The 12,644-nt window shown below is 52.0% G+C and carries 12 protein-coding genes; 9 read left to right on the top strand and 3 right to left on the bottom strand.

The window, feature by feature from the left end; all coding sequences use genetic code 11:
- Positions 1-53 precede the first annotated feature (53 nt).
- The 9 genes from murC (at position 54) to mutT (ending at position 10,731) form a co-directional block, all read left to right on the top strand.
- A complete protein-coding gene (gene murC / locus HUZ68_RS03355; protein ID WP_001096048.1) occupies positions 54-1,529 on the top strand; it encodes a UDP-N-acetylmuramate--L-alanine ligase in 1,476 nt (491 codons plus the stop codon).
- The gene (ddlB, locus tag HUZ68_RS03360) at positions 1,522-2,442 is read left to right on the top strand and encodes a D-alanine--D-alanine ligase (RefSeq protein WP_000130051.1); all 921 of its coding nucleotides are present in this window, start codon (positions 1,522-1,524) and stop codon (positions 2,440-2,442) included. Before murC ends, ddlB begins: the two co-directional genes overlap by 8 nt.
- Position 2,443: 1 nt before the next feature.
- Entirely contained in the window at positions 2,444-3,274 is an 831-nt protein-coding gene (gene ftsQ / locus HUZ68_RS03365) for a cell division protein FtsQ (protein ID WP_000075744.1), read from the top strand.
- On the top strand, positions 3,271-4,533 hold the full coding sequence (gene ftsA, locus HUZ68_RS03370; RefSeq protein WP_000588474.1) for a cell division protein FtsA: 1,263 nt from the start codon (positions 3,271-3,273) through the stop codon (positions 4,531-4,533). Before ftsQ ends, ftsA begins: the two co-directional genes overlap by 4 nt.
- Positions 4,534-4,593: 60 nt before the next feature.
- Positions 4,594-5,745, top strand: coding sequence for a cell division protein FtsZ (ftsZ, locus tag HUZ68_RS03375; RefSeq protein WP_000462776.1), 1,152 nt, complete (start codon positions 4,594-4,596; stop codon positions 5,743-5,745).
- Between the two features lie 100 nt (positions 5,746-5,845).
- Positions 5,846-6,763 (top strand): UDP-3-O-acyl-N-acetylglucosamine deacetylase, encoded by a 918-nt coding sequence (lpxC, locus tag HUZ68_RS03380; protein ID WP_000595482.1) that lies wholly within the window; start codon positions 5,846-5,848, stop codon positions 6,761-6,763.
- Between the two features lie 230 nt (positions 6,764-6,993).
- A complete protein-coding gene (gene secM / locus HUZ68_RS03385; protein ID WP_000014320.1) occupies positions 6,994-7,506 on the top strand; it encodes a secA translation cis-regulator SecM in 513 nt (170 codons plus the stop codon).
- A 61-nt stretch (positions 7,507-7,567) separates the two neighbouring features.
- Positions 7,568-10,273, top strand: coding sequence for a preprotein translocase subunit SecA (secA, locus tag HUZ68_RS03390; protein ID WP_000905784.1), 2,706 nt, complete (start codon positions 7,568-7,570; stop codon positions 10,271-10,273).
- A gap of 59 nt (positions 10,274-10,332) precedes the next feature.
- Complete coding sequence (gene mutT / locus HUZ68_RS03395) at positions 10,333-10,731, top strand: 8-oxo-dGTP diphosphatase MutT (RefSeq protein WP_000736016.1); 399 nt, start codon at positions 10,333-10,335, stop codon at positions 10,729-10,731.
- 321 nt (positions 10,732-11,052) lie between these two features.
- On the opposite strand, the gene yacG is transcribed toward mutT, so the two are convergent.
- The 3 genes from yacG to coaE are packed head-to-tail and all read right to left on the bottom strand — an operon-like array spanning position 11,053 to position 12,623.
- Positions 11,053-11,250, bottom strand: a complete 198-nt coding sequence (gene yacG / locus HUZ68_RS03400) for a DNA gyrase inhibitor YacG (RefSeq protein WP_000005042.1) — start codon at positions 11,248-11,250, stop codon at positions 11,053-11,055.
- 9 nt (positions 11,251-11,259) lie between these two features.
- Positions 11,260-12,003: a cell division protein ZapD gene (zapD, locus tag HUZ68_RS03405; protein ID WP_001194734.1), complete on the bottom strand. Its 744-nt coding sequence runs from the start codon at positions 12,001-12,003 to the stop codon at positions 11,260-11,262.
- Entirely contained in the window at positions 12,003-12,623 is a 621-nt protein-coding gene (coaE, locus tag HUZ68_RS03410) for a dephospho-CoA kinase (protein ID WP_033561373.1), read from the bottom strand. The genes zapD and coaE overlap by 1 nt, the downstream gene beginning before the upstream one ends.
- Between the last annotated feature and the right edge of the window lie 21 nt (positions 12,624-12,644).

The following is a 12,644-nucleotide window of genomic DNA, read 5'->3' on the forward strand; positions in this document are numbered from 1 at the left end:
TTGTAGCGATGCCTTTTGCATCGTATGAATTTAAGAAGTTAATGGCGTAAAGAATGAATACACAACAATTGGCAAAACTGCGTTCCATCGTGCCCGAAATGCGTCGCGTTCGGCACATACATTTTGTCGGCATCGGTGGTGCCGGTATGGGTGGTATTGCCGAAGTTCTGGCCAATGAAGGTTATCAGATCAGTGGTTCCGATTTAGCGCCAAATCCGGTCACGCAGCAGTTAATGAATCTGGGAGCGACGATTTATTTCAACCATCGCCCGGAAAACGTACGTGATGCCAGCGTGGTCGTTGTTTCCAGCGCCATTTCTGCCGATAACCCGGAAATTGTCGCAGCTCATGAAGCGCGTATTCCGGTGATCCGTCGTGCCGAAATGCTGGCTGAGTTAATGCGTTTTCGTCATGGCATCGCCATTGCAGGAACGCACGGCAAAACGACAACTACCGCGATGGTCTCCAGCATCTACGCAGAAGCGGGGCTCGACCCAACCTTCGTTAACGGCGGGCTGGTAAAAGCGGCGGGGGTTCATGCGCGTTTGGGGCATGGTCGGTACCTGATTGCCGAAGCAGATGAGAGTGATGCATCGTTCCTGCATCTGCAACCGATGGTGGCGATTGTCACCAATATCGAAGCCGACCACATGGATACCTACCAGGGCGACTTTGAGAATTTAAAACAGACTTTTATTAATTTTCTGCACAACCTGCCGTTTTACGGTCGTGCGGTGATGTGTGTTGATGATCCGGTGATCCGCGAATTGTTACCGCGTGTGGGACGTCAGACCACAACTTATGGCTTCAGCGAAGATGCCGACGTGCGTGTAGAAGATTATCAGCAGATTGGCCCGCAGGGGCACTTTACGCTGCTGCGCCAGGACAAAGAGCCGATGCGCGTCACCCTGAATGCGCCAGGTCGTCATAACGCGCTGAACGCCGCAGCTGCGGTTGCGGTTGCTACGGAAGAGGGCATTGACGACGAGGCTATTTTGCGTGCGCTGGAGAGCTTCCAGGGGACTGGTCGCCGTTTTGATTTCCTTGGTGAATTCCCGCTGGAGCCAGTGAATGGTAAAAGCGGTACGGCAATGCTGGTCGATGACTACGGCCACCACCCGACGGAAGTTGACGCCACCATTAAAGCGGCGCGTGCAGGCTGGCCGGATAAAAACCTGGTAATGCTGTTTCAGCCGCACCGTTTTACCCGTACGCGCGACCTGTATGATGATTTCGCCAATGTGCTGACGCAGGTTGATACCCTGTTGATGCTGGAAGTGTATCCGGCTGGCGAAGCGCCAATTCCGGGAGCGGACAGCCGTTCGCTGTGTCGCACAATTCGTGGACGTGGGAAAATTGATCCCATTCTGGTGCCTGACCCGGCGCAGGTAGCCGAGATGCTGGCACCGGTATTAACCGGTAACGACCTGATTCTCGTTCAGGGGGCTGGTAATATCGGAAAAATTGCCCGTTCTTTAGCTGAAATCAAACTGAAGCCGCAAACTCCGGAGGAAGAACAACATGACTGATAAAATCGCGGTCCTGTTGGGCGGGACTTCCGCTGAGCGGGAAGTTTCTCTGAATTCTGGCGCAGCGGTGTTAGCCGGGCTGCGTGAAGGCGGTATTGATGCGTATCCTGTCGACCCGAAAGAAGTCGACGTGACGCAACTAAAGTCGATGGGCTTTCAGAAAGTGTTTATCGCGCTACACGGTCGCGGCGGTGAAGATGGTACGCTGCAGGGCATGCTCGAGCTGATGGGCTTGCCTTATACCGGCAGCGGAGTGATGGCATCTGCGCTTTCAATGGATAAACTACGCAGCAAACTGCTGTGGCAAGGTGCTGGTTTACCGGTCGCGCCGTGGGTAGCGTTAACCCGCGCAGAGTTTGAAAAAGGCCTTAGCGATAAGCAGTTAGCAGAAATTTCTGCTCTGGGTTTGCCGGTTATCGTTAAGCCGAGCCGCGAAGGTTCCAGTGTGGGAATGTCAAAAGTAGTAGCAGAAAATGCTCTACAAGATGCATTAAGATTGGCATTTCAGCACGATGAAGAAGTATTGATTGAAAAATGGCTAAGTGGGCCGGAGTTCACGGTTGCGATACTCGGTGAAGAAATTTTACCGTCAATACGTATTCAACCGGCCGGAACCTTCTATGATTATGAGGCGAAGTATCTCTCTGATGAGACACAGTATTTCTGCCCCGCTGGTCTGGAAGCGTCACAAGAGGCCAATTTGCAGGCATTAGTGCTGAAAGCATGGACGACGTTAGGTTGCAAAGGATGGGGACGTATTGACGTTATGCTGGACAGCGATGGACAGTTTTATCTGCTGGAAGCCAATACCTCACCGGGTATGACCAGCCACAGCCTGGTGCCGATGGCGGCACGTCAGGCAGGTATGAGCTTCTCGCAGTTGGTAGTACGAATTCTGGAACTGGCGGACTAATATGTCGCAGGCTGCTCTGAACACGCGAAACAGCGAAGAAGAGGTTTCTTCTCGCCGCAATAATGGAACGCGTCTGGCGGGGATCCTTTTCCTGCTGACCGTTTTAACGACAGTGTTGGTGAGCGGCTGGGTCGTGTTGGGCTGGATGGAAGATGCGCAACGCCTGCCGCTCTCAAAGCTGGTGTTGACCGGTGAACGCCATTACACGCGTAATGACGATATCCGGCAGTCGATCCTGGCATTGGGTGAGCCGGGTACCTTTATGACCCAGGATGTCAACATCATCCAGACGCAAATAGAACAACGCCTGCCGTGGATTAAGCAGGTGAGCGTCAGAAAGCAGTGGCCTGATGAATTGAAGATTCATCTGGTTGAATATGTGCCGATTGCGCGGTGGAATGATCAACACATGGTAGACGCGGAAGGAAACACCTTCAGCGTGCCGCCAGATCGCACCAGCAAGCAGGTGCTTCCAATGCTGTATGGCCCGGAAGGCAGCGCCAATGAAGTGTTGCAGGGCTATCGCGAAATGGGGCAGATGCTGGCAAAGGACAGATTTACTCTGAAGGAAGCGGCGATGACCGCGCGGCGTTCCTGGCAGTTGACGCTGAATAACGATATTAAGCTCAATCTTGGCCGGGGCGATACGATGAAACGTTTGGCTCGCTTTGTAGAACTTTATCCGGTTTTACAGCAGCAGGCGCAAACCGATGGCAAACGGATTAGCTACGTTGATTTGCGTTATGACTCTGGAGCGGCAGTAGGCTGGGCGCCCTTGCCGCCAGAGGAATCTACTCAGCAACAAAATCAGGCACAGGCAGAACAACAATGATCAAGGCGACGGACAGAAAACTGGTAGTAGGACTGGAGATTGGTACCGCGAAGGTTGCCGCTTTAGTAGGGGAAGTTCTGCCCGACGGTATGGTCAATATCATTGGCGTGGGCAGCTGCCCGTCGCGTGGTATGGATAAAGGCGGGGTGAACGACCTCGAATCCGTGGTCAAGTGCGTACAGCGTGCCATTGACCAGGCAGAATTGATGGCAGATTGTCAGATCTCTTCGGTATATCTGGCGCTTTCTGGTAAGCATATCAGCTGCCAGAATGAAATTGGTATGGTGCCTATTTCTGAAGAAGAAGTAACGCAAGAAGATGTGGAAAACGTCGTCCATACCGCGAAATCGGTGCGTGTGCGCGATGAGCATCGTGTGCTGCATGTGATCCCGCAAGAGTATGCGATTGACTATCAGGAAGGGATCAAGAATCCGGTAGGACTTTCGGGCGTGCGGATGCAGGCAAAAGTGCACTTGATCACATGTCACAACGATATGGCGAAAAACATCGTCAAAGCGGTTGAACGTTGTGGGCTGAAAGTTGACCAACTGATATTTGCCGGACTGGCATCAAGTTATTCGGTATTGACGGAAGATGAACGTGAACTGGGTGTCTGCGTCGTCGATATCGGTGGTGGTACAATGGATATCGCCGTTTATACCGGTGGGGCATTGCGCCACACTAAGGTAATTCCTTATGCTGGCAATGTCGTGACCAGTGATATCGCTTACGCCTTTGGCACGCCGCCAAGCGACGCCGAAGCGATTAAAGTTCGCCACGGTTGTGCGCTGGGTTCCATCGTTGGAAAAGATGAGAGCGTGGAAGTGCCGAGCGTAGGTGGTCGTCCGCCGCGGAGTCTGCAACGTCAGACCCTGGCAGAGGTGATCGAGCCGCGCTATACCGAGCTGCTCAACCTGGTCAACGAAGAGATATTGCAGTTGCAGGAAAAGCTTCGCCAACAAGGGGTTAAACATCACCTGGCGGCAGGCATTGTATTAACCGGTGGCGCAGCGCAGATCGAAGGTCTTGCAGCCTGTGCTCAGCGCGTGTTTCATACGCAAGTGCGTATCGGCGCGCCGCTGAACATTACCGGTTTAACGGATTATGCTCAGGAGCCGTATTATTCGACGGCGGTGGGATTGCTTCACTATGGGAAAGAGTCACATCTTAACGGTGAAGCTGAAGTAGAAAAACGTGTTACAGCATCAGTTGGCTCGTGGATCAAGCGACTCAATAGTTGGCTGCGAAAAGAGTTTTAATTTTTATGAGGCCGACGATGATTACGGCCTCAGGCGACAGGCACAAATCGGAGAGAAACTATGTTTGAACCAATGGAACTTACCAATGACGCGGTGATTAAAGTCATCGGCGTCGGCGGCGGCGGCGGTAATGCTGTTGAACACATGGTGCGCGAGCGCATTGAAGGTGTTGAATTCTTCGCGGTAAATACCGATGCACAAGCGCTGCGTAAAACAGCGGTTGGACAGACGATTCAAATCGGTAGCGGTATCACCAAAGGACTGGGCGCTGGCGCTAATCCAGAAGTTGGCCGCAATGCGGCTGATGAGGATCGCGATGCATTGCGTGCGGCGCTGGAAGGTGCAGACATGGTCTTTATTGCTGCGGGTATGGGTGGTGGTACCGGTACAGGTGCAGCACCAGTCGTCGCTGAAGTGGCAAAAGATTTGGGTATCCTGACCGTTGCTGTCGTCACTAAGCCTTTCAACTTTGAAGGCAAGAAGCGTATGGCATTCGCCGAGCAGGGGATCACTGAACTGTCCAAGCATGTGGACTCTCTGATCACTATCCCGAACGACAAACTGCTGAAAGTTCTGGGCCGCGGTATCTCCCTGCTGGATGCGTTTGGTGCAGCGAACGATGTACTGAAAGGCGCTGTGCAAGGTATCGCCGAACTGATTACTCGTCCGGGTTTGATGAACGTGGACTTTGCAGACGTACGCACCGTAATGTCTGAAATGGGCTACGCAATGATGGGTTCTGGCGTGGCGAGCGGTGAAGACCGTGCGGAAGAAGCTGCTGAAATGGCTATCTCTTCTCCGCTGCTGGAAGATATCGACCTATCTGGCGCACGCGGCGTGCTGGTTAACATCACAGCGGGCTTCGACCTGCGTCTGGATGAGTTCGAAACGGTAGGTAACACCATCCGTGCATTTGCTTCCGACAACGCGACTGTGGTTATCGGTACTTCTCTTGACCCGGATATGAATGACGAGCTGCGCGTAACTGTTGTTGCGACAGGTATCGGCATGGACAAACGTCCTGAAATCACTCTGGTGACCAATAAGCAGGTTCAGCAGCCAGTGATGGATCGCTACCAGCAGCACGGGATGGCTCCGCTGACCCAGGAGCAGAAGCCGGTTGCTAAAGTCGTGAATGACAATGCGCCGCAAACTGCGAAAGAGCCGGATTATCTGGATATCCCAGCATTCCTGCGTAAGCAAGCTGATTAAGAATTGACTGGAATTTGGGTTTCGAGGCTCTTTGTGCTAAACTGGCCCGCCGAATGTATAGTACACTTCGGTTGGATAGGTAATTTGGCGAGATAATACGATGATCAAACAAAGGACACTTAAACGTATCGTTCAGGCGACGGGTGTCGGTTTACATACCGGCAAGAAAGTCACCCTGACGTTACGCCCTGCGCCGGCCAACACCGGGGTCATCTATCGTCGCACCGACTTGAATCCACCGGTAGATTTCCCGGCCGATGCCAAATCTGTGCGTGATACCATGCTCTGTACGTGTCTGGTCAACGAGCATGATGTACGGATTTCAACCGTAGAGCACCTCAATGCTGCTCTCGCGGGCTTGGGCATCGATAACATTGTTATCGAAGTTAACGCGCCGGAAATCCCGATCATGGACGGCAGCGCCGCTCCGTTTGTATACCTGCTGCTTGACGCCGGTATCGACGAGTTGAACTGCGCCAAGAAATTTGTTCGCATCAAAGAGACTGTTCGTGTCGAAGATGGCGATAAGTGGGCTGAATTTAAGCCGTACAATGGTTTTTCGCTGGATTTCACCATCGATTTTAACCATCCGGCTATTGATTCCAGCAACCAGCGCTATGCGATGAACTTCTCCGCTGATGCGTTTATGCGCCAGATCAGCCGCGCGCGTACGTTCGGTTTCATGCGTGATATCGAATATCTGCAGTCCCGTGGTTTGTGCCTGGGCGGCAGCTTCGATTGTGCCATCGTTGTTGACGATTATCGCGTACTGAACGAAGACGGCCTGCGTTTTGAAGACGAATTTGTGCGTCACAAAATGCTCGATGCGATCGGTGACTTGTTCATGTGTGGTCACAATATTATTGGTGCATTTACCGCTTATAAATCCGGTCATGCACTGAATAACAAACTGCTGCAGGCTGTCCTGGCGAAACAGGAAGCCTGGGAATATGTGACCTTCCAGGACGACGCAGAACTGCCGTTGGCCTTCAAAGCGCCTTCAGCCGTACTGGCATAACGACATTTATACTGTCGTATAAAATTCGACTGGCAAATCTGGCACTCTCTCCGGCCAGGTGAACCAGTCGTTTTTTTTTGAATTTTATAAGAGCTATAAAAAACGGTGCGAACGCTGTTTTCTTAAGCACTTTTACGCACAACTTATCTTCATTCGTGCTGTGGACTTCAGGCTTTAATGATAAGATTTGTGCGCTAAATACGTTTGAATACGATCGGGATGGCAATAACGTGAGTGGAATACTGACGCGCTGGCGACAGTTTGGTAAACGCTACTTCTGGCCGCATCTCTTATTAGGGATGGTTGCGGCGAGTTTAGGTTTGCCTGCGCTCAGCAACGCCGCCGAACCAAACGCGCCCGCAAAAGCGACAACCCGCAACCACGAGCCTTCAGCCAAAGTTAACTTTGGTCAATTGGCCTTGCTGGAAGCGAACACGCGCCGCCCGAATTCGAACTATTCCGTTGATTACTGGCATCAACATGCCATTCGCACGGTAATCCGTCATCTTTCCTTCGCAATGGCACCGCAAACGCTGCCCGTTGCTGAAGAATCTTTGCCTCTTCAGGCGCAACATCTTGCATTACTGGATACGCTCAGCGCGCTGCTGACCCAGGAAGGCACGCCGTCTGAAAAGGGTTATCGCATTGATTATGCGCATTTTACCCCACAAGCAAAATTCAGCACGCCCGTCTGGATAAGCCAGGCGCAAGGCATCCGCGCTGGCCCTCAACGCCTCAGCTAACAACAATAAACCTTTACTTCATTTTATTAACTCCGCAACGCGGGGCGTTTGAGATTTTATTATGCTAATCAAATTATTAACTAAAGTTTTCGGTAGTCGTAACGATCGCACCCTGCGCCGGATGCGCAAAGTGGTCAACATCATCAATGCCATGGAACCGGAGATGGAAAAACTCTCCGACGAAGAACTGAAAGGGAAAACCGCAGAGTTTCGTGCGCGTCTGGAAAAAGGCGAAGTGCTGGAAAATCTGATCCCGGAAGCTTTCGCCGTGGTGCGTGAGGCAAGTAAGCGCGTTTTTGGTATGCGTCACTTCGACGTTCAGTTACTCGGCGGTATGGTTCTTAACGAACGCTGCATCGCCGAAATGCGTACCGGTGAAGGTAAAACCCTGACCGCAACGCTGCCTGCTTACCTGAACGCACTAACCGGTAAAGGCGTGCATGTAGTTACCGTCAACGACTACCTGGCGCAACGTGACGCCGAAAACAACCGTCCGCTGTTTGAATTCCTTGGCCTGACTGTCGGTATCAACCTGCCGGGCATGCCAGCACCGGCAAAGCGCGAAGCTTACGCAGCTGACATCACTTACGGTACGAACAACGAATACGGCTTTGACTACCTGCGCGACAATATGGCGTTCAGCCCTGAAGAACGTGTACAGCGTAAACTGCACTATGCGCTGGTGGACGAAGTGGACTCCATCCTGATCGATGAAGCGCGTACACCGCTGATCATTTCCGGTCCGGCAGAAGACAGCTCGGAAATGTATAAACGCGTGAATAAAATTATTCCACACCTGATCCGCCAGGAAAAAGAAGACTCCGAAACCTTCCAGGGCGAAGGCCACTTCTCGGTGGACGAAAAATCTCGCCAGGTGAACCTGACCGAACGTGGTCTGGTCCTGATTGAAGAACTGCTGGTGAAAGAGGGCATCATGGATGAAGGGGAGTCTCTGTACTCTCCGGCCAACATCATGCTGATGCACCACGTAACGGCGGCGCTGCGCGCTCATGCGCTGTTTACCCGTGACGTCGACTACATCGTTAAAGATGGTGAAGTTATCATCGTTGACGAACACACCGGTCGTACCATGCAGGGCCGTCGCTGGTCCGATGGTCTGCACCAGGCTGTGGAAGCGAAAGAAGGTGTGCAGATCCAGAACGAAAACCAAACGCTGGCTTCGATCACCTTCCAGAACTACTTCCGTCTGTATGAAAAACTGGCGGGGATGACCGGTACTGCTGATACCGAAGCTTTCGAATTTAGCTCCATCTACAAACTGGATACCGTCGTTGTTCCGACCAACCGTCCAATGATTCGTAAAGATCTGCCGGACCTGGTCTACATGACTGAAGCGGAAAAAATTCAGGCGATCATTGAAGATATCAAAGAACGTACTGCGAAAGGCCAGCCGGTGCTGGTGGGTACTATCTCCATCGAAAAATCGGAGCTGGTGTCAAACGAACTGACCAAAGCCGGTATTAAGCACAATGTCCTGAACGCCAAATTCCACGCCAACGAAGCGGCGATTGTTGCTCAGGCAGGTTATCCGGCTGCGGTGACTATCGCGACCAACATGGCGGGTCGTGGTACAGATATTGTGCTCGGTGGTAGCTGGCAGGCAGAAGTTGCCGCGCTGGAAAATCCGACCGCAGAGCAAATTGAAAAAATTAAAGCCGACTGGCAGGTACGTCACGATGCGGTACTGGCAGCAGGTGGCCTGCATATCATCGGTACCGAGCGTCACGAATCCCGTCGTATCGATAACCAGTTGCGCGGTCGTTCTGGTCGTCAGGGGGATGCTGGTTCTTCCCGTTTCTACCTGTCGATGGAAGATGCGCTGATGCGTATTTTTGCTTCCGACCGAGTATCCGGCATGATGCGTAAACTGGGTATGAAGCCAGGCGAAGCCATTGAACACCCGTGGGTGACCAAAGCGATTGCTAACGCCCAGCGTAAAGTTGAAAGCCGTAACTTCGACATTCGTAAGCAACTGCTGGAATATGATGACGTGGCTAACGATCAGCGTCGCGCCATTTACTCCCAGCGTAACGAACTGCTGGATGTCAGCGATGTGAGCGAAACCATTAACAGCATTCGTGAAGATGTGTTCAAAGCCACCATTGATGCCTACATTCCGCCACAGTCGCTGGAAGAAATGTGGGATATTACGGGGCTGCAGGAACGTCTGAAGAACGATTTCGACCTCGATTTACCAATTGCTGAGTGGCTGGATAAAGAACCAGAACTGCATGAAGAGACGCTGCGTGAGCGCATTCTGGCGCAGTCCATCGAAGTGTATCAGCGTAAAGAAGAAGTGGTTGGTGCAGAGATGATGCGTCACTTCGAGAAAGGCGTCATGCTGCAAACGCTTGACTCCCTGTGGAAAGAGCACCTGGCAGCGATGGACTATCTGCGTCAGGGTATCCACCTGCGTGGCTACGCACAGAAAGATCCGAAGCAGGAATACAAACGTGAATCGTTCTCCATGTTTGCAGCGATGCTGGAGTCGTTGAAATATGAAGTTATCAGCACGCTGAGCAAAGTTCAGGTACGTATGCCTGAAGAGGTTGAGGAGCTGGAACAACAGCGTCGTATGGAAGCCGAGCGTTTAGCGCAAATGCAGCAGCTTAGCCATCAGGATGACGACTCTGCAGCCGCAGCTGCACTGGCGGCGCAAACCGGTGAGCGCAAAGTAGGACGTAACGATCCTTGCCCGTGCGGTTCTGGTAAAAAATACAAGCAGTGCCATGGCCGCCTGCAATAAAAGCTAACTGTTGAAGTAAAAGGCGCAGGATTCTGCGCCTTTTTTATAGGTTTAAGACAATGAAAAAGCTGCAAATTGCGGTAGGTATTATTCGCAACGAGAACAATGAAATCTTTATAACGCGTCGCGCAGCAGATGCGCACATGGCGAATAAACTGGAGTTTCCCGGCGGTAAAATTGAAATGGGTGAAACGCCGGAACAGGCGGTGGTGCGTGAACTTCAGGAAGAAGTCGGGATTACCCCACAACATTTTTCGCTATTTGAAAAACTGGAATATGAATTCCCGGACAGGCATATAACTCTGTGGTTCTGGCTGGTCGAAAGCTGGGAAGGGGAGCCGTGGGGTAAAGAAGGGCAACCCGGTGAGTGGATGTCGCTAGTCGGTCTTAATGCCGATGATTTTCCGCCAGCCAATGAACCGGTAATTGCGAAGCTTAAGCGTGTGTATGTCGGATAGGCGTTCACGCCGCATCCGACATTTGCACACGATGCCTGATGCGACGCTGGCGCGTCTTATCAGGCCTACGTGGATTTCTAACTCATTGATAAATTTGTTTTTGTAGGTCGGATAAGGCGTTTACGCCGCATCCGACATTCGCACACGATGCCTGATGCGACGCTGGCGCGTCTTATCAGGCCTACGTGGATTTCTAACTCATTGATAAATTTGTTTTTGTAGGTCGGATAAGGCGTTCACGCCGCATCCGACATTTGCACAAGATGCCTGATGCGACGCTGTCCGCGTCTTATCAGGCCTACGTGCGGCATCAGACAAATGTCACTGCTTTGGTTCTTCGCTCCAGTCATCGCTTTCGGAAAGATCGCCACTGCTGGGGATTCGTTTTTCTTCAGCAGCCCATTCTCCGAGGTCGATCAGCTGACAACGTTTGGAGCAAAATGGCCGAAACGGGCTGATTTCACCCCACACCACCGTTTTCCCGCAGGTTGGGCAATTCACCGTAATAGTTTCTGACATTTTTACTCCTTAGCAACAGGCCAGTTCGAAATCCAGACGTTCCGGTACCTGCCCGTTTTCAGTGTCCAGCGGCATAAAACGAATGGCAAAACGGCTCTTATGTCCGGAAATTTGCGGATAAAGCTGTGAATCGAGCGACAGATTCAGGCGCAGCAAGTCGGCATCGCCACCGTTATCCTGATAAAAACCATTCAGGCTGGTTTGTTTACGGAAGGGGGCCGACTGGCGAATTAAATCCAGCACCATGGTAAGTGCCTGGGTGAGCGGGTTCAGGCTGGCAATCCAGGTTTCTACCTGGCTGTCGCGCTGCGCCTGGGGTAGATGCAGCCAAATGTGCAATGTTGGTAAATCAAAGCTGCAACAGCCGCCTGGGATGCTCAGTCGCTGACGCACCAGAGCAATCAAACGATCTTCACGCAGAAATTGCCCGATACGCGGCGCGGAAATTAATACGCTCCCCGCCGCTTTTAACTGCTGAATTAATGCTTCAATACGGCTCTGGTCCACGCCAGGCACGCCAATCCAGGTCTGGAGTTTACGTTGCTGCCGGTCAAGTTCTTTCAACAGCTCAGTGCGGACTTCGCCGCGCTCGAAAACATCCAGTAATTCACTGACATTACGGAAGAAATGCAGCGCGCCAGCGTGGTCAACGATGGGTAAATTAACGGTGAGTTGCTGAATCAAAAACTCAATGCGCAGCCATGTACGCATTTTTTCATTTAGTGGATGTTCAAAAAGGACCTGGGTCTGCATTACGGTTTTTCCTGTGAGACAAACTGCGACGCAAGCTGCAAATAGTGTGCGTGCAGGCGGGCAACATCCGATGCGATAGCATCCGGTGCGCCGTTATTATCAATGACGTCATCTGCCACGGCAAGGCGGGCTTCGCGCGTTGCCTGAGCAGCAAGGATTTGTTCGACATGCTCGCGAGTTACATCATCGCGCTGCATGGTGCGCTTAAGTTGCGTTTCTGGGCTGACATCCACCACCAGCACTCGATTCGCTTTTTTATACAGTGAGTTTTCTACCAGCAATGGCACAACCCACAGTACATAGGGGGAAGTTGCTTGCTGGATCTGGTGTTGCGTCTCTTGTTGAATCAGCGGATGCAGCAGGGCGTTAAGCCAGTTTTTCTCTTCCGGGTTGGCGAAGATCCGCTCGCGCAAGGCCCGGCGCTGCAATGTTCCATCAGCAGCAATCATGTTAGCGCCAAAGTGATCAGCAATGGCATGTAGCGCAGGTGCACCTGGTTCAACCACCTGACGCGCAATAATATCGGCATCAATGACGTTAATTCCGAGATCAGCAAACGCATTGGCAACGGTACTCTTGCCACTGCCAATGCCTCCCGTTAAGGCAACTATAAACCTCATAATTTATATTCCCGGGAATTC

Origin of the sequence: Shigella dysenteriae, from assembly GCF_022354085.1 — a bacterium.
In the GTDB taxonomy this organism is placed as follows: domain Bacteria; phylum Pseudomonadota; class Gammaproteobacteria; order Enterobacterales; family Enterobacteriaceae; genus Escherichia; species Escherichia coli.

Coding starts and splice junctions, on each gene's coding strand:
- murC (WP_001096048.1), top strand. CDS start 54: ATGAATACACAACAATTGGCAAAACTGCGTTCCATCGTGCCCGAAATG.
- ddlB (WP_000130051.1), top strand. CDS start 1,522: ATGACTGATAAAATCGCGGTCCTGTTGGGCGGGACTTCCGCTGAGCGG.
- ftsQ (WP_000075744.1), top strand. CDS start 2,444: ATGTCGCAGGCTGCTCTGAACACGCGAAACAGCGAAGAAGAGGTTTCT.
- ftsA (WP_000588474.1), top strand. CDS start 3,271: ATGATCAAGGCGACGGACAGAAAACTGGTAGTAGGACTGGAGATTGGT.
- ftsZ (WP_000462776.1), top strand. CDS start 4,594: ATGTTTGAACCAATGGAACTTACCAATGACGCGGTGATTAAAGTCATC.
- lpxC (WP_000595482.1), top strand. CDS start 5,846: ATGATCAAACAAAGGACACTTAAACGTATCGTTCAGGCGACGGGTGTC.
- secA (WP_000905784.1), top strand. CDS start 7,568: ATGCTAATCAAATTATTAACTAAAGTTTTCGGTAGTCGTAACGATCGC.
- mutT (WP_000736016.1), top strand. CDS start 10,333: ATGAAAAAGCTGCAAATTGCGGTAGGTATTATTCGCAACGAGAACAAT.
- yacG (WP_000005042.1), bottom strand. CDS start 11,250: ATGTCAGAAACTATTACGGTGAATTGCCCAACCTGCGGGAAAACGGTG.
- zapD (WP_001194734.1), bottom strand. CDS start 12,003: ATGCAGACCCAGGTCCTTTTTGAACATCCACTAAATGAAAAAATGCGT.
- coaE (WP_033561373.1), bottom strand. CDS start 12,623: ATGAGGTTTATAGTTGCCTTAACGGGAGGCATTGGCAGTGGCAAGAGT.